Origin of the sequence: Paenibacillus sp. FSL R5-0407 (assembly GCF_038009185.1) — a bacterium.
Taxonomy (GTDB): Bacteria; Bacillota; Bacilli; order Paenibacillales; family Paenibacillaceae; genus Fontibacillus; species Fontibacillus vini.
Map to the genome: position 1 here is coordinate 911,310 of NZ_JBBPAX010000002.1, position 19,287 is coordinate 930,596.

At 50.4% G+C, this 19,287-nt stretch carries 18 protein-coding genes and 1 pseudogene; 5 read left to right on the forward strand and 14 right to left on the reverse strand.

Annotated features, from left to right (window positions below; genetic code table 11):
• Positions 1-470: 470 nt before the first annotated feature.
• Positions 471-2,342: an LTA synthase family protein gene (locus NYE70_RS23150; RefSeq protein WP_290408330.1), complete on the forward strand. Its 1,872-nt coding sequence runs from the start codon at positions 471-473 to the stop codon at positions 2,340-2,342.
• Between the two features lie 91 nt (positions 2,343-2,433).
• On the opposite strand, the gene NYE70_RS23155 is transcribed toward NYE70_RS23150, so the two are convergent.
• Entirely contained in the window at positions 2,434-3,846 is a 1,413-nt protein-coding gene (locus NYE70_RS23155) for an MATE family efflux transporter (RefSeq protein WP_435530199.1), read from the reverse strand.
• 163 nt (positions 3,847-4,009) lie between these two features.
• On the opposite strand from NYE70_RS23155, the gene NYE70_RS23160 reads away from it, so the two are divergent.
• From NYE70_RS23160 to NYE70_RS23175, 4 genes are all read left to right on the forward strand, one after another.
• Positions 4,010-4,912: a helix-turn-helix transcriptional regulator gene (locus tag NYE70_RS23160; protein ID WP_211023766.1), complete on the forward strand. Its 903-nt coding sequence runs from the start codon at positions 4,010-4,012 to the stop codon at positions 4,910-4,912.
• Positions 4,913-5,038: 126 nt separating this feature from the next.
• Positions 5,039-5,902: a DegV family protein gene (locus tag NYE70_RS23165; RefSeq protein WP_213655554.1), complete on the forward strand. Its 864-nt coding sequence runs from the start codon at positions 5,039-5,041 to the stop codon at positions 5,900-5,902.
• A 241-nt stretch (positions 5,903-6,143) separates the two neighbouring features.
• Positions 6,144-6,575, forward strand: a complete 432-nt coding sequence (locus tag NYE70_RS23170; RefSeq protein ID WP_211023770.1) for a hypothetical protein — start codon at positions 6,144-6,146, stop codon at positions 6,573-6,575.
• 70 nt (positions 6,576-6,645) lie between these two features.
• A complete protein-coding gene (locus NYE70_RS23175) occupies positions 6,646-7,353 on the forward strand; it encodes an AIM24 family protein (RefSeq protein WP_211023772.1) in 708 nt (235 codons plus the stop codon).
• Between the two features lie 1,267 nt (positions 7,354-8,620).
• Here NYE70_RS23175 and NYE70_RS23180 read toward each other — a convergent pair.
• The 13 genes and pseudogenes from NYE70_RS23180 to NYE70_RS23240 form a co-directional block, all read right to left on the reverse strand.
• Entirely contained in the window at positions 8,621-9,772 is a 1,152-nt protein-coding gene (locus NYE70_RS23180) for a phosphodiester glycosidase family protein (protein ID WP_341048965.1), read from the reverse strand.
• Between the two features lie 125 nt (positions 9,773-9,897).
• Positions 9,898-10,269: a rhodanese-like domain-containing protein gene (locus NYE70_RS23185; RefSeq protein WP_290407701.1), complete on the reverse strand. Its 372-nt coding sequence runs from the start codon at positions 10,267-10,269 to the stop codon at positions 9,898-9,900.
• A 3-nt stretch (positions 10,270-10,272) separates the two neighbouring features.
• The gene (locus tag NYE70_RS23190) at positions 10,273-10,584 is read right to left on the reverse strand and encodes a rhodanese-like domain-containing protein (protein WP_211023775.1); all 312 of its coding nucleotides are present in this window, start codon (positions 10,582-10,584) and stop codon (positions 10,273-10,275) included.
• A gap of 25 nt (positions 10,585-10,609) precedes the next feature.
• Positions 10,610-10,885, reverse strand: a complete 276-nt coding sequence (locus tag NYE70_RS23195) for a metal-sensitive transcriptional regulator (protein WP_211023777.1) — start codon at positions 10,883-10,885, stop codon at positions 10,610-10,612.
• 224 nt (positions 10,886-11,109) lie between these two features.
• Positions 11,110-12,750 (reverse strand): carboxylesterase/lipase family protein, encoded by a 1,641-nt coding sequence (locus NYE70_RS23200; protein ID WP_341048461.1) that lies wholly within the window; start codon positions 12,748-12,750, stop codon positions 11,110-11,112.
• Positions 12,751-13,027: 277 nt separating this feature from the next.
• Positions 13,028-13,513, reverse strand: a complete 486-nt coding sequence (locus tag NYE70_RS23205) for a low molecular weight protein-tyrosine-phosphatase (RefSeq protein WP_211023781.1) — start codon at positions 13,511-13,513, stop codon at positions 13,028-13,030.
• A 222-nt stretch (positions 13,514-13,735) separates the two neighbouring features.
• Positions 13,736-13,927, reverse strand: coding sequence for a hypothetical protein (locus tag NYE70_RS23210; RefSeq protein ID WP_341048463.1), 192 nt, complete (start codon positions 13,925-13,927; stop codon positions 13,736-13,738).
• Positions 13,928-13,940: 13 nt separating this feature from the next.
• The gene (locus NYE70_RS23215; protein ID WP_341048465.1) at positions 13,941-15,236 is read right to left on the reverse strand and encodes an ABC transporter permease; all 1,296 of its coding nucleotides are present in this window, start codon (positions 15,234-15,236) and stop codon (positions 13,941-13,943) included.
• Positions 15,229-16,133, reverse strand: a pseudogene (locus tag NYE70_RS23220) (ABC transporter ATP-binding protein). Before NYE70_RS23220 ends, NYE70_RS23215 begins: the two are co-directional and overlap by 8 nt.
• A gap of 16 nt (positions 16,134-16,149) precedes the next feature.
• Positions 16,150-17,073 (reverse strand): ABC transporter ATP-binding protein, encoded by a 924-nt coding sequence (locus tag NYE70_RS23225; protein ID WP_341048467.1) that lies wholly within the window; start codon positions 17,071-17,073, stop codon positions 16,150-16,152.
• Positions 17,070-17,483: a GntR family transcriptional regulator gene (locus NYE70_RS23230; protein WP_290407696.1), complete on the reverse strand. Its 414-nt coding sequence runs from the start codon at positions 17,481-17,483 to the stop codon at positions 17,070-17,072. Before NYE70_RS23230 ends, NYE70_RS23225 begins: the two co-directional genes overlap by 4 nt.
• A gap of 42 nt (positions 17,484-17,525) precedes the next feature.
• The gene (locus NYE70_RS23235) at positions 17,526-18,248 is read right to left on the reverse strand and encodes a hypothetical protein (RefSeq protein WP_341048473.1); all 723 of its coding nucleotides are present in this window, start codon (positions 18,246-18,248) and stop codon (positions 17,526-17,528) included.
• Positions 18,249-18,803: 555 nt separating this feature from the next.
• Positions 18,804-19,268, reverse strand: a complete 465-nt coding sequence (locus tag NYE70_RS23240) for a DUF420 domain-containing protein (RefSeq protein WP_211023792.1) — start codon at positions 19,266-19,268, stop codon at positions 18,804-18,806.
• Between the last annotated feature and the right edge of the window lie 19 nt (positions 19,269-19,287).

The window sequence follows — 19,287 nt, forward strand, 5'->3', positions numbered from 1 at the left end:
AAACAGCACGGCTTCGGCTTCGTTCTCCGAAGAAACAAACAGCGGTCAAAGCGCTGAATGATGTTCTGCGTGTGTTCTTAACTAAATCAATAGACTGAAATGGGCGCAAAAAATAAAGGGACCTTTCTCTCCCGAAAAAAAAGCGGAAGACACCATTCCCGAGCGACCTGTCTTACAGTCCATATGAAGTTAATTAGTTAAGAACGTTCACCGACATCAAAATCTCTCCTAATCAGAGGTTAAAATCCTACTTGCGGATGTCTTCAATTTACCAAAAACAGCGGGTAGAAGTCAATAACGCCAACAAAGGAATGGTTACCTGTGTTTATCATGGAATTTCTTGCTAAATGTGTGAATTGATTTATTTTCATCTTTGATTCATTTCATGTATGATATTAAGGGTGTTTGAAGTGTAATCGCTGCGTTAAATATTAAACAAATAGAGATAAAGCGAAAGGATGGATCGTACTGTGTCCGCTCTAAACCGTATCAGGCTGGGCAATACAAAGCCGTTTGTCTTTTTTACCCTGATCATGATTCTTAAAACGTATTTGGCCTGGGTCTCCATTTTTGACGGTATCCCGCCATGGGGCCCGCTGTTGAAGGAGCTTCCGTTCATCTGGATTCTGTTCTGCCTCATTGAATGGTTCTCTTCCAAACGTAAAATGGGCATTTATCTGACGGTCAACCTCATCGTCACCGCGGTCTTCTTCGCCGCTATCATGTATCATAAATATTACGGTGTCATCGTTACTTATCATGCGCTTCAGCAAGTCAACCAGGTTACAGCGGTCAGTAACAGCGTGTTTTCCCTGCTGGCACCTTACTATCTGTTAATTTTTGTGGATATCGTCATTATCGGCTTCTGGCTGCTTCGCAAAAAAAGAGCCGAGAAGCTGAAAGCTTATTTTAATATGAAAAGACTGCGTACCGGCGCCCTCGCGGCTGTCTTCGGCATTTCGGTCGCACTCTGCATCTTCAACGTTTGGCCAAACCGGGCCAGCATGAACGAAATCAAGCAGGCCGAGCAAATGGGCATTCTGAATTACGAAACTTACGCGATCTTCTCCAGCAAGCAAGAAGAACTGGTGGACAAGAAACAAATTACGCAAGCCAAGATCGACCAGCTGAAAGGGGTAAGTCAGCCGGCTGAACCGAAGTATTTTGGCGCGGCAAAAGGAAAAAACCTCATAATCATCCAGTTGGAGTCCTTCCAAAACTTCCTGATCAACTTAAAGATCGACGGACAGGAAGTTACGCCGGTCATGAACTCGCTGGTGAAGGATAATCAGTATTTCAAGCACTTTTATCAAATGGTCGGCCAAGGGAATACATCGGATGCCGAATTCGTAGTGAATTCTTCATTCTACATTCCTTACAACGAAGCCGCCACGCAGAACTATCCGGATAAAGAGCTGCCGAGCCTTCCGAAGATGATGAAATCGGAGGGTTATGATACCGCAACGTTCCACACGAATGTGGTTGAATTCTGGAACCGCGGCGAGTTATACAATGCGCTCGGCTTCGACCGGTATTATGATCAAAAGTTCTTCGGACAAGAAGATACGGTATTCTTCGGACCTTCCGATGAAGTGTTGTACAAGAAAACCGCTGAAGAGCTAGACAAAATGCAGCAAGCCGGCAAGCCGTTCTATTCCCAGGTTATCTCTATGACTGCGCATCATCCGTTTACGATGCCTCATGACAAGGACCGGATTACATTGCCTGAACGTTTCCAAGACAACATGGTCGGCGATTATATTCGTTCCCAGAATTACGCAGACTATGCGCTTGGCCAATTTATCGACGATCTGAAGCAAAGAGGAATATGGGATAACAGCGTTGTGGTCATTTACGGCGATCACCTTGGACTGCCGATGTACTCGCTGGACAAACACGGCCTGGAACTGATGCATGAAATCTATGGACGCGATTACGGATACATCGATATGATCAATATTCCGTTGATCATTTCCGCTCCTGGCGTTGCCGAACCAACCGTCCACGAAAATGTAGGCGGACAGGTCGATATCCTGCCGACAGTCGCCAATCTGATGGGAATTTCGATGAAGGATCACATCCATTTCGGAGAAGATATTTTCAATCAAAGCTATAACCTGATTCCACAACGTTACTACTTGCCTTCCGGCTCGTTCCTGAACGATAAAGCCTTGTTTATGCCGGGCGTCTGGTACGAGGACGGAACCCAGTATCCGTTCGCCGAAGGCGGCGTGAGTCAGGCATTGACGACGGAGAATGAATACAACCGGGCGCTGGAACTTCTGCGCATGTCCGACAGCTACGTGAAGCAGCTTCCCGACCGGGTGAAGGAAACCAAGTAAAAGAGACTTCGATCTATAGTTATAAATTTAAAGCCGTGAAAAGGGGCTGCCCCCTCCTCACGGCTTTTTTGTATGCATTCCACTTTTTATTTTACAACGCGGGACTCGCCATGCCTTCATTGCACCGGCACTGCTGCTCTTCCCTCTCTTTCTGAAGGTCCGCTTCCTTCATCCGCAAATGTTTGCGGCCTCTCCAGCGGAAGAAGGACAGCACGCCACGCACGTATTCGTCAATGATCATACAGGAGTAAATGGCAATGATGCCGATGCCTAACGATACGCCGAATAAATAAGAGCATCCCGTAGCGATAAGCCACATGAAGATCAGGGAGATTTTCATCGTATACCTGGTATCCCCGACTGCATTAAGCGAGTTGCCGATCGCCATATTGACCATTTTTCCCGGCTGAAGCAGCAGGTTCAACAATAACAGCGCAGAGCAAAGGTTCAGTATATCGACATCCTTCGTAAACAATCCGAGCACGTTCCGACCGAATAGGACCAGTATAAACGCATTGACGATGACGAGCGGTAAACCGACCTTGAGCACTTTAAATACGGCATGATACGCCTCTTTGGTCTTCCCTGCCCCATAAAGATGGGCAATCTGGATCTGCGCGGCCAGAGCCAGCGAAAATCCGAGCAGGAAGCAAAACGACTCCAGCGTGTTCATATACGTCCTCGCGGCCAATTCCGTTGAACCAAGCATCGCCAGGAATGAGAATATCGCCAATTGAGAGAATACCCAGCTCGCCGAGTTGACGCCGAGCGGCCAGCCGATCGCCAGAATTTCCTTAAACAGCTTGCGATCAAATATTTTGAAATCGCGATGTCCGATTTTTCGTTGAAAGGAGCTCAGGAATATGACAAACAAGACGATCGTGGCCAGAAGTCTGCTAATCACGGTGGAGATCGCTACTCCGGTCAGGCCCCATTGCGGGAACCCAAGAGCACCGAAAATGAAACCATAGTTCATGATAATGTGAATGACGTTCATGCCTACCGCCGTCATCATCGGTCCTTTGGTATTCCCTGTATTACGGATGGCTGTTCCTAGCACCGCCATAGCTGCGGTGAGGATCATCCCGCCTCCGACAATGGAGATATACACCTTCGCTAACGGAATCAATTCATCCGGAAGCTGAAGCATTCTCGCGATCGGCTCGGGAGCCGCGATCAGCAGGATACTGAGGAAGACGCCAATAGCAACCGTAACGTTAAAAGCAATAATCGCGACAGAACGCGCTTCTTCCTCTTTGCGCGAACCGATTTTTTGAGCAATGACAATCCCTGCTCCGCTTGCGACGGTCGCAAAAAGTGTCATCAAGGCATTAAACAGCTGATTCGAGAACCCAACCACGGCTACCGCATTATCCGAAATCCGGCTCACCATCAGCGTATCGACCGATCCGAGTAAAAACTGCAAAAACTGTTCGATAAAGATGGGCCATGCGAGCAGCCACAGGGAAAATTTGTTTTTCTCGCTGCCTTTATTTTTCATCATTATTACAACCTCCTGATAGAACGGGGACGGTTCTACCTGCCCGCATTTAAACTTTGTAGCATGAATCACATTATAGATGCTATAGTTAAGTCAATGTATCAGCTAAACAACTCAATCTTTAATTATTCCAACCTGAAAATATCGAAATATCCGGAGGTGCCCCATGCCGTCTGTTATCGAGTTCACAGCCCCCCCGCTACCGCATTATATTATTAGCGGATTCTCCCCCCTTCCCGTAGGCGGCAAGCATCCCAGCCGTAAAAATATCGGCGCTTTCGATCTGCTGGTCGTGGTGCAGGGTTGTCTCTACGTTGAGGAAGGGGGCCATGAATATGAAATCACTGAGGGTCACGCGCTGATTCTGCGCCCCGACAGCTCCCATTACTCTTATATGGGCTGTAAGGAAGAGACGCTGCATTATTGGGTGCATTTTCAAATCCTCGGAGATTGGAAAGTCATTGAGGAAGAGGATTACCTTGCCTGCCATGGACGTTATCCCGAGGGGGAACCGGGGTATTTATCGCTCCCGCCTTTTGAGATAACTCCTTACAACATTGCTCTCCCCCAGTTCACTAAGTTGGCCCAGCCGCAAAAGATGGCCGAAACGATTAGCGAATTAAATGAGATGAACCGGAATATTCATCTGGCGAGCGTCAGGTTAAGACAACAAGCCTTGTTCCAGGACGTCATCATGCTGCTCTCAGCTTCCCTGGGAGCCGACGGCCCTTCCCCCCAGTCCGCCTGTGCCGAGCGCGCCGCCTCTTACCTGCGTGAGCATTACCGCGAGCCCTTCTCCGCCAAGCAATTGGGAGAGGCCATTAACTTTCACCCGGTGTACATCGCCCGCTGCATGCAAAAGGTCTTCGGCTGTTCGCCGTCAACCTATTTGCTGCGACTGCGGATCGATCAGTCCAAATTGCTGCTGATTCAGACGGATCTGCCCGTGGAGCGGGTTGCCGAGGAGGTCGGTTTCAATCATGCCGCTTATTTCACCGCCAGTTTCACCCGGTTCGAGGGGATGGCTCCGCGGAAGTACAGGCAGCGTTTTGCCTGGAATAAAGGGTAAGTTTAACTGTCCGGATACGCGACAAATTTTACCTTGATCGATAATTTTGCGTATAAGACGGCTGTCATCTATAATCAAGGAAAGCTATCCTATTAAACTACTAAATCTATTAATGGAGGAAATGCGTTGACACAAGTGAAAATCTTCGCGGACAGTATCTCCGATGTCCCGGAATCCTGGATGAATCAATACGATATCGGAGTCGTTCCGCTCTATGTCGTGTTCGGTGAAACTGCTTACAAGGACAAACTTGAAATCACCACAACCGATATTTACCGGAGGGTCGACGAGTCCGGGGAACTGCCCCGCACTTCGGCACCGTCCCCCGCAGACTTTATTGCGGCCTTCTCGCCCTGGATTGAGCGAGGCGATACGATTCTGTTTATCAGCATGTCATCCAAGCTCTCCTCAACCTACCAGAACGCCCTGATCGCCGCAGATGAGCTGCCCGAGGGACGCGTGGTCGTCGTTGATTCACTAAATGTGTCCGGAGGCGTCGCATTGCTCGTTATGAAGGCGGCTCAAGCGGTCAAAGCCGGGCTCCCGGCAAGCGAAATCGCCGTTATGCTGGAGGAGCTTCGCGATCGTGTCGAAATCGAGGTGCTTGTCGACAGCCTGGACTACCTTCATAAAGGCGGACGCGTTTCCAATGTGCAGCATATGATCGGCAGCCTTCTGAAAATCCGTCCCGTCCTGCGCATTAAGGAAGGGTTCGTCATTTCCGCCGATAAATATAGAGGCAAGACCGAAAAAGCGGTGGAGCGCATGCTCCAAAATTTTACGGACAATATTCACAAGGTGGACCGGGAATTAATTATTGTGGCGCAAACTCTCGCCGAAAAAGCAGCCGATTATATCAAAACAACGCTGATGGAAAAGACGGACGTGCGCGAAGTAGCCGTGATCGAAGGCGGCTGTGCCATTTCCTGTCATTGCGGCCCACGGACGGTCGCCATCATGTATTTACGTAAACATGGTTATTCAATGTAATTTGTAATTCACCTTTTATAAAGATCGTCTTCCCGGGTAATCCCTGTGCCGAAGACGATCTTTTTCTGCTTATATGCCTGCTGTTTAGGTGTAAATAAAGGATACGGAAACTTTTTCGCAAATCGGTTCGTAATATTGAAATATAGATATAGATTCTGTAGACAAGATGAACTATTGAGGTGGATGTGGGACAAGTGCTTGAAAGGATCCTGCATAAGCATCCCTGAGGAGGTGGAGAAGGATGAGACTGTGCTCAATCCCATTTGTAAAAACTGCGGTTTGCGCTTTGCTGGTTTGCTCCGTTCTACTGACCGGCGGCCCGCTTCTTCCGAATCAACCCCGTGCCCATGCCGGATACTTCAGCGATCTGTATAAGGGAGTTAAGGAACTTTCGGAGCTTCCCGATGAAGTAAACGAGCTTAAAGCCAGTTATCAAATGACGCAGGACAAGCTGGCAGAAGCGGAATCGACCATGGAAGCATATCGGCAGCAAAACGAGGCGTTGTTGGAACAGAACCGGGAGCTCAGCGCTTCGGTAGCGGCTTTGACGGAAGCCCAGCAAGCCCGTGAGGCCAGCGCCCGGAAGACCCGGATCCTGATCCTCACGGGAGTGCTTCTGCTTGCCGGATATTTCATTCTGCTCCGGATCATCCGCGTGGTGCTCCGGCGATAACTGCCGATTAAAGTGGTGATCAGGCTCCAACAAAAGGCCTTTCCCCAATAGAAACGGAGGGATTCGCAAGATGGAGATTTTGTACGATAACGAACCCTCGGGCTATGGAGGACAAGCCGTTACCTTCAAAGTCCATGAAGGGGAGAAACTCCATGTGCTCCATCCGGCTCAGGTCATCGCCTTCAGAGGCCCATCCGGATGCCGGAGCGACAAACTTATGAATGTGAAGGGCATGTACCGCAAAAAAAAGCTGATCCGGGCCGACTTCACCGGAACCTGCCAATTTGTGGCGGCGATGCCGCCTTCTATCACGCTAAAACCGATCAAGCTGACCGCCGAAAGCGACTTGCTGTATGACTTCCGGCATCTCTTTTTTTATACGGACGGCGTTCGTATGGAAACCCGATTACTCAGCATGAAAAATATGATGATTACCCGCGATGCCGTCAAAATGAAGTTTTCCGGCGACGGACAGATCGGCATTCTGACGCAAGGGCAGGTGCTCGAGCTTCCCCTCTCCCCGGATCAACCGCTGTACGTCGAAGCCGGCTGCGTGATCGCTTATCCCGAAAACGCCAAGCTGGAGTTGTCCGTATACGGCAACCATCTGGCGAGCCAGCATATGAAATACCAGTGGAAAATCACCGGCCACGGTTCGGTGCTGATCCAATCCGGCGGCGGAAGCCGGGAACTCGAGCGCGATCTGGACAATAACGACGGGATCGTTAAGCGCTTCTTGCGCGAAGCAATTCCGTTTGGAGGCGTGTTTATCAAGTAGGGCGAGTGTGGGGGCGTAGCGCTGTTGGCTGCGGGGCGGGGCGCGGAGGCCGTGAGGGACGCGGGGCGTGGCGCGCTTGGCCGCGGGGCGGCCGTGGTGCGGAGGCCGTGAGGGACGCGGGGCGGGGCGCGCTAGCCGCGGGGCGGAGGCCGTGAGGGACGCGGGGCGGGGCGCGCTAGCCGCGGGGCGGAGGCCGTGAGGGACGCGGGGCGGGGCGCGCTAGCCGCGGGGCGGAGGCCGTGAGGGACGAGTGGCGTGGCGCGCTAGCCGCGGGGCGGAGGCCGTGAGGGACGAGTGGCGTGGCGCGCTAGCCGCGGGGCGGAGGCCGTGAGGGACGCGGGGCGGGGCGCGCTAGCCGCGGGGCGGAGGAGCGATTGGCCACCCAGGCCGGGCGCGGAGGACGCGAGGGCCGGGCACGTAGACCGCGAGGGCCGGGGAGACTCAACGTCCACGCAGGCACGGAGGCCGCAAAGGGCACGGGGCACATAGGCCACAGGCCCAGCTGACCGGGCGGGCTGCCTCCCTTGCCCCGTTGATGCAATTAGCTGTATAACCTACAGTTAATTGGCGAGAAAGGACCACTTTTTGCGATTTAACTGTAAAACCTGCAGCTAATTCTATGTTTTTCAACACTTTAGGGTAGATTGGATGCAAATAACTGTATGTTTTACAGTTATTTTTATCGCGGAGAGCTAATCACCAAAAATAGATGTAGGAAATACAGTTAATTTTTGCGAGTTTGCTAACCCTGGCTCAAACGGGATAAGTAACTAGAAATATTAGTTTGTTTAGACCTAGAGCATTGGAGCACTTATTGGAGCATTAGAGAAAACACCGGAATTAGAGCACGTACTAGTGCATTAGTTAGTTTACATACTTGAGCTTAGAGTACATATTGGAGCACTAGAGAACACACTGGACCTTAGAGCAACGTACTTGAGAATTAGTTAGTTTACATACTAGAGCTTAGAGTACATATTGGAGTACTAGAGAACACCCTAGCATTAGAGCACACACTGGAGCATTAGAGCCACCTAGAGCATTAGAGCCACATTAGAGCATTAGAGCCACATTAGAGCACTAGAGCATCGGAGCACATTAGAGTATTAGTCCAGTCCCAAAACGGCGGGCTTGAGCCGGATCACGCGATTAAAAGGGATCGCAGCGATCCGTCCTCAACGCCCCAGAAGAAAAACGCGCTGCCCGCCAAAGCATCTGAATGCTTGGGAGCAACGCGTGTATGATACCGGTGTGTAGGGTGCCGGTTTTATTTTTTGCCTGCATCTATATCCTGCGGACGTAAACCTTCCCAAATGTTCGGGATGTCTACCGCATCGGGATCATCGAACACCAGGAACGCTGTTGGTAAATACCGTTCACCGTATTCGGAGGACGGCTTGTTGACGATTTCTCCGTCTTTGGTAGCCAATACCGTGGAAGACCCGCCGTCCAGGTTTGCCGCTATGACCGCGCCATGATCCAGCATGATCTGCTGAACGTCGTACAAACTGGCTCCGATACTGTATCCTGGCTGGCGTCCATCAATAATGACAAACAGAATTGCACCATCTTCCCTTTGGCCCATCGCCGTTCGCGGCGCGATACCCCAGCCGTCCTTCTGGCTGCGGATTTGGCCCTTGCCGTTGACGATGATCCGCGGCTGGAAGGTCACCGCTTCCTGGATGCCCAGCTTATCCAGCTCGTCGAGCGTGTATTTACCGGCGATCATCCTCCCTTGTTTGTCGAGACCGACAATTTGGGTCGATGCTTTGTTGCTAATGCCGTTATAATACAGCTTCCCTTGCGAGATGACGACCCCGATCGGTTTAAAGCCGTTGCCCTTCCAGTTCGGATCGGCAAACCCGCCTCCGTTTACTCCGGCTACTGCACCGGTTCGGGCAACCATGCTGGATACCTTCTCTCCTTTACCGCGTTTGGCCGGAACACCCAGTCGGATTTTCGTCGGATCGTTCACCGTCAGTACGTAACCGCGATACCCGGTGCCGGAGACCTCCTCTATTTCGATCAGCGGTTTCTCCGCTTGTTCTTCCGTCTCTTCTACCGGATCAGGCAGATTAATCGTATGGGTGTCTTTTTCCGTGCCCATCTCGTCAAACTGTTGCTGGTATGCGGCAACCCGCTTATCCAGTTCCGCTTGTCCTATTATATATTTCGCCCAATGACGATGCTGCGTTGTAATCAAAGTATCCGCCATAAGGAAGCGCATATTGTTACCCGAAGGCGTAAGGAATAGCCAAATGAACGCAATTACTCCTAATAGCATCATTACGGTGATCATTCTGCCGACAAACCGGAGAAATCCTCCCTTTCGCCTGCTTTTCTTGCGTTTACGTTTGTTAGTCCCCTTCCCCTTCCTGACCGAAGAACGGCTGGGCAGCGATGCGGACTCAGGCTGCATAGCTTGCATACTTAATCTCCTAACTGCTTGCTTGATTTACATGCTACTCATGTAAACGTCAGGCAGAGGATAAAAGTTTCACTTCACTAGGCCTATATTCACAAACGCATACAGTTTCGAGTGACCTAAGCACAGAATTTCCCGCGCACCGCGTAGATCTCCTGAAAGCCCCGGCTTTTTAGGAGTCTTGCCGCTTTTCTTCCTTGATGCAAGCTGTCCGAGAGGATGACTACCGGTTCATCGGGAGACAACTCTTTGTTCCAGAGGAACGGGAGCCTCCCGATCGAAATGTTGATCGCGCCGCTGACATGACACTGTTCATAGAAAAACGCATCGCGGACATCGACCATCTTAGCCTCGGCGGGGATTTCAGGCGTCTCACGGAGCTTGCTCGCCTCCACGTAAGCCAGCCCTTTTACAGGCCAGAAGCGGTGCAACAGCCATAAGCCTGCGGCGCCGGCGCCCAGCAGCAGGACGGCAAACATCAGTATCATCATGTTTTAGACCAGCTCGCCTCTCCAGGCCAGCAAACCTCCGGTCATATTTACCACGTTGTATCCACTTTCGGAGAGCAGTTCACATGCAAGCCCGCTCCGTCCCCCGCTGCGGCATACGATAAACCACTCTTGCTTAGGATCGAGCTCCTCGAGTCTCTGGGGTAATTGCCCTAACGGAATGTGCTTGGCTCCCGGGATATGGCCTTCTTCCCACTCAACAGGCTCACGTACGTCAACAATATTCAATTCTTCTCCGCGCCCCAGCCGTTCGGCCAAATCATGGGCGGATATTTCTTTATCGGGTTGAAAACTCATAATCAAATCATCTCCTTGTATGTTACTATCTGCTCTTTACAAGCAACTCTACAGCTTCCTTAACCAGCTTCTCGGTAGTATGGCCTTCAGCCTGTTCCTTCAGCAGACAATGCTGCAAATTGTCCGCCACGATCTGTGCGATCGCCTTATCGGACGCATTGCGAACAGCGGAAAGCTGGCTGACAACGTCCTTGCAAGACTTGCCTTCCTCCATAAGCCGCAACACCCCACGCACCTGGCCTTCAATCCTTTTCAGGCGGCGTTTTAAATCATCCGAGTATTGAATTTCTTGATCTGACATCGGAGTCCCTCCATCTCATGTAGAATACCCCTATGGGTATAAATAATAATAAATACTTCTGTACTTGTCAAACCCTCAGGATCGCGCAAAGACAGCAAAAGAGCCTCCGGCTTGCGGAGGCTCTTTCTGCTATATGAATTAGACGATTTGCCACGGACCTTCCGTTGGTCATCTTTTTGGAGGATATGATCTTTTTGAAAATTGTAAATTAGGGCAAACAATCCCTATTTAAATTTACCTTCCCAGAAGAAGCGTCCCTTAAACAAACGTTCGGCGATGAGCTCGTGTTCTTCATCCGAAAGCACGGTTGCCATTTCATCCAAAATTTTGCCCGAGTCATACTTTTCACGGCTCATATGCAACTTAACCTCATTACGATCGGCATCCAGTATCATTGCCGTCGCCCCGCCTTCTTTGGAATTCCAAGGTTCCCATTCCGGCAATCCCAGTTCGCCATTCGGGGACCCTTCGCGCAAAAATCGTTTCAAATAAGCACTCATCGCATGGGTCAGCTTGGCCCTTCCGGGTTTATCGGCTTCGCTATAATAAGATTCCCCAGGAATTTCAGCCAGCCAATGATTCGTATGACCGGACCAGAAATCCATGTCCGCCCCGTGCGTACTCCCCAGAGCCGCAAGCACACCACCCGAAAAAGCCGCGCTGGGCCTCCAGGCAAAGCGGTAAACATAAATGAAGGGCTGATCCCGATTCCCGGCCAATGCCTCAGCCACCTCATCGGCATTGAATCCCGCATATAGCCGGCTGCCGAACGAGTTCGCTTTTCCGTAAAGCGCGGCTTCCTTCGAATCGGCTTGTTTAAGAGGATCCCGAGCATATTCTGCAAACATGTCATTATTAAAAATAAATCCTGCGAATTCATCCATCGTGCAACCGAGCATCAGGGGCACCTTTATGTATTTTCCCTGGCCAAGCCGATTAAAGCCTTCCCTCGGAATGACGCTCCCGTCCATGAACAGGTGAGGGAACGCCTCCATTCGAATCTCGGCCGGTTCGCAATGCAAGAGCAGTTCCTCCGCGCTCTTCCCTCGGGCGTAAGCGGCCTTGTCTGCTTGCGACAGGTTGTGCAAATAACGGCGAGCTTCTATCGTATTCGCTTCATACCTATCCTTCATGACTAACTTGGAAAGGAGCTTTTCCGCATAGGCCTCCCCCTGCGCTTTACTCGCTAAAGTCAGTCCACCGCTAAACACGGTCGCCTTGTGATACAGTCCTTCCGCGCAAGGCGATATGAACGAGGCCAAAATATTCCTTGCTCCGGCCGATTGTCCCGCCAAGGTAACATTGTCCGGATCACCGCCGAAACTGGAAATATGCTCGCGGACCCAGCGTAATGCCTGAAATATATCCAGCAAGCCATAGTTCCCCGAATCATTCTCGGCGTCACCAGTAGATAGCCCGCTCCAGGAAAACCAACCGAACGGGCCCAGCCGGTAGTTGATCGAGACCACGATTCCATCGACCGCGACAGCAAGGCGATCGCCACAAAAGTCCTCACCCGAACCATTCTGATTTCCGCCGCCATGGACATATACCCATACCGGAAGATCGGTTCTTGTATGATCCGGACGCCAAACATTTAAATATAAACAATCTTCGCTTCCGATCATTTCTCCGTCGCGCATCTGCGCGCAAGGCATAGCAAACCGGCGAGCGGACCTGATTCCTGTCCAGGGCTTGACCGGCGCGGGAGATTTCCATCTCGCCTCTCCGACCGGCGGTTCGGCATAAGGAACGCCAAGCCAACATAACACGCCTTCTCCCTTGTCCCTCAGACCATCGACCACTCCTATGGTGAGCGGTTGCAGCGTTTCTCCCTTGAATCTGACCGGTTCATTGTCCGTCATAACGCATTCATCCCTTTGTCGTAAAGTTCTACCGAAGCTTCCTAAACAAAGAGAGAGCGGCACTTTGTCGTCCGCTCTCCTCTACTCCATCTTTTCTAATCAAAACATATCAGTTCATCAAATTCAACAATCAATATACTACGTTGGCTTCTTGTGCGCGAGTGCCATTCCAGCAGGCTCAAATTCACCCCAAAGGTACCACCGGCTTTGCCAACAAAAAGACCCACCCCGAATTCTACCGTTCGGAATGGGTCTCGCTTCGATATTCAATTTCAACTTACAGGACAGCAGACTCTCGCCGGATCCGTTCCAGCAGGGCCTTGCACCCCTTGCCGACCAGATCGTAAGTTTCTTCAAAATTGCCGGTGTAATAAGGATCGGGAACCTCCTTAAGGACGGAATCCGGAACCAGGTCCAGCAGCTTGATAATCTTCGCATCCGCTTGGCGCGCCAGCGTCTTCAAATCGCTCTCATTCTGATTATCCATCGCTATGATATAGTCGAACTGCGTAAAGTCCTCTACTGCCACCTGGCGCGCTTGCAGTCCTTCATAAGATATGCCGTATTGATCCAGAATCGTTCTTGTTCCGTGATGGGGCGGCTTACCAACATGCCAGTCTCCGGTCCCTGCGGAATCGATCAGAAAATGCTGCTCCAATCCCTCTTCGACCACCAAATGCCGAAACATCGCCTCCGCCATAGGGGAGCGGCAAATATTCCCCAGACAGACGAATAAAACGCCGACTTTGTTGTTATCGTTCATTTATTTTCACCTCGTGTTAGATACTACTAACAGATACTACTATAGGCCGCCGTTTTCAACAAGCACAAGCAACTGCCTTCCATGTATAACGTACCCACTCCCTTACTTCTTGTTCAAGTTTGATGTCTTCCGCTTAATCTATAACACAAAGGAACCGACCATCAGGCCGGTTCCTTTTATGTTTCTAAGTAACTATTCACCCTGTTATTGCTACACCGACGATTACTGAGCTTTCGACCGCTTGCGGCCGTACTGGAATAACCCAAGGAGGATTAACCCGATCCCCGCTCCATTCATTAAACCCATGAGGAAGTCGCTCACATGGACATCGCTGCGGCGCAGAAGAATTGTTGCCACAATTAGTATCATACCGGCCAGATTGATGAGATAACCTGAATTTTTGTACTTTGTCATTGAATATTCCTCCTTAAATTTTATAAGCACGCATTGCTTTGCGAAGCTCTTTAAGCGTTGGACGCTTCCCGTACAACAGGACTCCCGTGCGGTAAATTTTAGCGGACAGCCAGCCGAAGAGAAAAATGGCCACGATCAGGATCGCCATCGAAATCAAAATTTCCCAAACCGGCGTATCGCCCACACCGATCCGTACAATCATGGACACCGGCGAGAAGAACGGGATATAACTACTTACCTTCAGCAGCGTGGAATTCGGTGCTGCCAGGCTGAAAATACCGATATAAAAGGCAGCCAGCGACAGCATCGTGATCGGCATAATCGCCTGACCCAGCTCTTCCGTCCGGCTAACGAGCGAGCCGATAGCGGCAAACAGCGTCGCGTACAGGAAGTAACCGAGGATGTAGAAGATAAGACCAAACACCAGCACTTCAACATTGATTTGCGACAAATCCATATTAAAATCAGCAAGGACGGAACTATTATGAGGCAGCGAGACGTTAATCGCGATCACCACCGCAAAGATAGCGATTTGGAGCAATCCTATAAAGAACATGCCGATTATTTTGCCGAACATTTGAGCCAGCGGCGATACGCTCGTAATGAGGATTTCCATAATGCGCGAGCTCTTCTCCGCCGTTACTTCCGCAGCAATCATGTTCCCCGTCATCATAATAGTCATGAAGAACAGGATGACCAGCACGTAGACGATCACAAAGTTAATCGTTGCCGCTTTTTCATGCTTGGCTTCCCCGCTCGCAGCAGCACCTTCTCCTCCTGCCACCGCCTGCTTCATCGCCTCGATTTGAACGGGAGATGTCAGCGCGGCAATCTGTTCGTCATTGAGCGTTCCTTTGGTGATATACTCGGCCTTCACGCTTTGCAGGGCGGCTTGCAGCGAGGTTTGCAGTCCCTGCGGTATGCTGTCCTTCTTGGAAATATACGTGACGGTTGGGAACGCGCCTTCCGTGCCTTCGCCAAACTGCAGGTACCCGTCTATTTTTCCACTTTCAATATCTTTCTGAAGGACCTGTTCATCTGCCTGGTCGTATTCCACCAGTGTGAACCCGGTAGTCCCTTCCCCTTGTTTGTCTTGGTAAGCTTTCAGTGAACCGGCCAGTTCGGGTTGGTTGCTGTGAATGAGCCCGATGGTTGCCGGGCCGTCATCCCCGGTAAATTTATCGATGAAATACGGTACGTTCAGGCCGATCGTGACCAGCAACGCCAATATCAGGGTAGTAATTGTAAATGATTTCGCTTTGACTTTGTTTAAAAAGGTAAATCCGATCACTGTGCTCATTTTATTCATTCGATTCACCCACTTCTTTAATGAATATTTGATTCAAGGTCGGTTCTTTGATTTCGAAGTGTTCCACTTCGCTTTGTTCCATCGCCGTTCGTAAAATAGCCTTCGCCGCCGCCACATCGGAAATCTTGATCAGATATCCCCGTTCCTTGCGTTCTACGCCGCTGACTCCTGCAATTTGTTCCAATCCAACGACTTGCGTAGAGGTATTTAAGATGATTTCCTCCCGCGGGTACCGTTTCTTGATCTCCGTCAGATTGCCCTGGAGCACGGTCTTGGAACGGTCGAGGATAGTGATGTTACGGCACAGCTCCTCCACATGCTCCATGCGGTGAGTGGAGAATAAAATGCTCGTGCCCTCGTCGCGCAATTCCTTGACCGTCGCCTTCAACAGCTCTACGTTGACCGGATCGAGCCCGCTGAACGCTTCGTCCATGATAACGAGCTTCGGCTTATGGACTACGGCGGCGATAAAGCCCATCTTTTGCTGATTCCCTTTAGACAATTCTTCGATCTTCTTGTCGTAATACTCAGGCACTTCAAAACGATCAAGCCAATATTTCAGGTTTTTTCGGCCTCGGACGCTGACATGCCGCGCAGCCGGGCTAAATAAATAATTTGGTCACTCACCTTTACCTTCGGATAAAGTCCGCGTTCCTCTGGTAAGTATCCCATTTGATGCTGAAGCTCGTTTCCATATGGCTTTCCGTTATATAGAATCCGGCCACTGTCGGGATAAATCAGGCCAAGCACCATACGCATCGTCGTCGTTTTGCCTGCACCGTTGGCACCAAGTAGCCCGTAGCTTTCTCCCTGTTCCACTTGAAGCGAAATTTCGCTGACCGCGGTCTTTTCTCCGAATTGCTTAACTACCTGTTCCAAAACTAAAGGCTTTGTCATCGCTTACCCCTCATTTCTAATTTGATTGTCCAGGTTGATGCCCTTGAATCCAAAGCTGCAATATTTCCTCCAGCTCCAGGCTGCGGCTTTTAATGATATGGACGTTCGCCCGTTCGCGCTCGCACCATTCTTCAAACTCCAAGCTATCGCTTACTACAAGCTTCGTAATGGAAGGACCGTCCTCCCTGCAGGTCAAAACGCCGGGAATGCTCTTCAGCTCATCTGATTGCGCTCCGCGAATCCAGACCTCTTTCCAACTGCCAAAAAGAGCGTCCTTCTCAGCCATGCCTACAATCTGTCCGTGATGGACCAGTACGATATAATCGGCGAGTCGTTTGACTTCCTCCACGATATGGGTGGACAGAACGATCGTCACATCCTCCCCGTCCAAGCACGCCCGAAGCTCATCGATCATATCTTTCCATGCGAACGGATCGAGTCCGGACGATGGTTCATCCAGCAGCAGCAGCTTCGGCTTGGCCGCGAGTACGGCAGCGATTTCGAACTTGCGCCGCTCCCCCTTCGACATCCGGTTCAGCCGTTCGCCGCGCGGTACTTCAAACCGGGTCATCAGTGCTTCAAACCGCTCCCAATCCCAGGTCGGATACCAGTGGGCTCTGAATTTAGCCGCACTTTCAGCGGTCATAAAGTGCTCTTCCCGCGTCGGATTCTCGGGAACGTACCCGATTTGCTGTCTTATCGACAGGGGCAGGGCTTCTTTAGCCTTTTCCCCAAACCAGGAAATCTCACCGGCATCCGGATGAATGGTTTGCAGCATTAGGTTCAGCATAGTGCTTTTGCCGGAACCGTTGGGGCCGACTAGAGCGACTACATAACCTTGCGGAATCTGCAGGTTAATCGGCCCGATCGGCTTTCTCGTTCCTCTTTTTAAGGCGCCGTTAAACTCGATGGCCATCTTCTGATCCATAATTCCATTCATTGGGATGCCCCCTTTCCGTCAGTGCTCCTGTACTTTTTATTTAAAATTTGTAAAAACAACTGCTTCAGTTCTTCCTCTCCATACTGGACCGAAATCCCCGTGTCCACGGCCACTTCCACCGCCTCTTGAACGACTGTCCGGCGATATTCATCGCGTTCCCCCGCTCCGACGCTCGCCACAAACGTCCCGGTCCCCTGCCGCGTCCGCAGCAATCCTTCATTCTCCAGATCTTGATACACCCTTCGGACCGTAATGACGCTGCAATTCAAGCTGCCGGCAAATTCACGAATGGAGGGAAGCAGGGTTCCTTCTTCGATTTGTCCGCTTACTATTAATGACCTGAGCTGTGTTTCGATTTGATGATACAATGGCTCAGCGCTATTTTCATTGATTTGAATGGGAATCCACACCTTCCTAACTCACCTCCGCTTTTGGCGACACACCCACATTCTTCATCGTGCCAAATCCCGCTTATTCAGCGACCGCCGCGTTATCGAACAGAATATGCTCAAAATCACGGCTCCTACTACTAGAGTTCCCCACATGACCGGGGACAAAAGCGCATGCCGCTCGGAATAATCCAGCGTCCATTGCAGCAAATTGCCGTCAAACCAGCTGACCGCGAAGGCGCCTACAGCGATAACAACCAATTGGAGCACCATCATCCACAAGTAGGTTCTGCCTTTTTTCATAAATTCAAAATAGATATAAAGACCGTTCATTGCCAGCACATAACCGATCCAAGTCAATACAAAGGCGAGGTACTGGGCCAAGCCCATCTTGATGCCCATCGCAACGAACATGAAGTAGACCGTCGTGAACAAGATCAGGCTGTTTAACGGAATTGCCGTGGCGAGCTGGATCAAACGGCTCTTCATAATCGTTGTGTCCGGAATCGGCAGTGTTCTGTAATGGAGGAGCATTTTGGTGTACGAATCCTCTTTAATGTAGTTGAATGATCTTCTGGAAAAATAAAATCCGACCATCGGCACCAGTATCAGCAAGAGGAAATCCGCCATCGGATTCATCACCGCCCGGGCCTCTTCCCGGGAGTGGAACAGAGTGCTCATCATCACTCCCGTGTAAATCATAAAGACTAAGTTCCATACTAGATACATTCGATCTAGCCGCAAATCCTTTGCAAAAATTATCCAGGCGTCTTTCCATTCCTTCAAGTTCAATCACCCTTCTTCAGCTAAAAATGTAATCCCGCGACACTGTGAATCGCGCCCGGCTTATAAGTGTTCCTTTAGTGTTCACTAGGTGTGCTTACTGTTTATATCTTTATACACAGTATATACTGTGCTTATTCCTCCGTCAACCCTATTTTTTCCACAAGATAAAATGGCAACTTCCACCCCACACGTCCTCTACCTACCTGCGGTTTGTTCTGGCCTCACGCATTTAACGAACTCAGCAAACCTTATTTGGTCATAATTCCGCTGATTGTGATTCTAAGGAACTCCAGTTACCTTATTCCGGGCAAAGGGCCACTTTTCACGCCTAAACCTGCTCAATAACTCCGCTTAAGTTCGTTAGATATGGTAATGGGTCATTTTTCTGCTAATAAGCTCACTACGGTTCGTTAGAGTGAGAGGCCGGTATAGGAGAGACAGTGCATGAAAGACGGTACATGAGCGACAGTGCATGAACGACGCTACACAATAAAAGCAGCACAAAAAAACCGCCGGAGCAAAATCGCTCCAGCGGCTTCTTGGCTAAGTCCAGCTCTATAATCCAAAAATAACTTCCCATACCGGCTTCGTATGTCCGCCGGGATACAGCATGTACAGCAGCACGTATACCATCACACCGGTAATTGCGGTGAAGAACCAAATTACCGAAGTGGTTCTGCCCCATTTGCGGTGTTTCGCATACTTTGCCTTGAATCCGAGAACGAGGGTCGTAATCCCGAATACCGCAGCCACCGTGGCCAATATGATATGAAAAACGAGGAATACTTGGTAATAGACCTTCAAATGTTCAGGTCCGCCCCAGGACGTATTGCCGATAAACACGGTCCGCGACATGTAGATGATAAAAAAGAGCAGCGCCGCAACGGCCGCGGCGATCATCGTTTTCTTGTGCGCCTCCCGTTTCCCCTTGATAATCAAGCCCCAACCAATCGCAACAAGCACGGCGCTGATTACGATAAACGAGGTGCTGATCGTCGGGAATAAGGTAAACAAATCCATTTGAATCCTCCTGTCCACA

What these genes read in the sequence shown, in the direction of transcription:
- NYE70_RS23200 (WP_341048461.1), bottom strand. Translation starts at nt 12,750, where the DNA reads ATGACGGACAATGAACCGGTCAGATTCAAGGGAGAAACGCTGCAACCG.
- NYE70_RS23170 (WP_211023770.1), top strand. Translation starts at nt 6,144, where the DNA reads ATGAGACTGTGCTCAATCCCATTTGTAAAAACTGCGGTTTGCGCTTTG.
- NYE70_RS23155 (WP_435530199.1), bottom strand. Translation starts at nt 3,846, where the DNA reads ATGATGAAAAATAAAGGCAGCGAGAAAAACAAATTTTCCCTGTGGCTG.
- NYE70_RS23205 (WP_211023781.1), bottom strand. Translation starts at nt 13,513, where the DNA reads ATGAACGATAACAACAAAGTCGGCGTTTTATTCGTCTGTCTGGGGAAT.
- NYE70_RS23210 (WP_341048463.1), bottom strand. Translation starts at nt 13,927, where the DNA reads ATGACAAAGTACAAAAATTCAGGTTATCTCATCAATCTGGCCGGTATG.
- NYE70_RS23215 (WP_341048465.1), bottom strand. Translation starts at nt 15,236, where the DNA reads ATGAATAAAATGAGCACAGTGATCGGATTTACCTTTTTAAACAAAGTC.
- NYE70_RS23225 (WP_341048467.1), bottom strand. Translation starts at nt 17,073, where the DNA reads ATGAATGGAATTATGGATCAGAAGATGGCCATCGAGTTTAACGGCGCC.
- NYE70_RS23185 (WP_290407701.1), bottom strand. Translation starts at nt 10,269, where the DNA reads ATGATGATACTGATGTTTGCCGTCCTGCTGCTGGGCGCCGGCGCCGCA.
- NYE70_RS23195 (WP_211023777.1), bottom strand. Translation starts at nt 10,885, where the DNA reads ATGTCAGATCAAGAAATTCAATACTCGGATGATTTAAAACGCCGCCTG.
- NYE70_RS23240 (WP_211023792.1), bottom strand. Translation starts at nt 19,268, where the DNA reads ATGGATTTGTTTACCTTATTCCCGACGATCAGCACCTCGTTTATCGTA.
- NYE70_RS23190 (WP_211023775.1), bottom strand. Translation starts at nt 10,584, where the DNA reads ATGAGTTTTCAACCCGATAAAGAAATATCCGCCCATGATTTGGCCGAA.
- NYE70_RS23175 (WP_211023772.1), top strand. Translation starts at nt 6,646, where the DNA reads ATGGAGATTTTGTACGATAACGAACCCTCGGGCTATGGAGGACAAGCC.
- NYE70_RS23180 (WP_341048965.1), bottom strand. Translation starts at nt 9,772, where the DNA reads ATGCAGCCTGAGTCCGCATCGCTGCCCAGCCGTTCTTCGGTCAGGAAG.
- NYE70_RS23160 (WP_211023766.1), top strand. Translation starts at nt 4,010, where the DNA reads ATGCCGTCTGTTATCGAGTTCACAGCCCCCCCGCTACCGCATTATATT.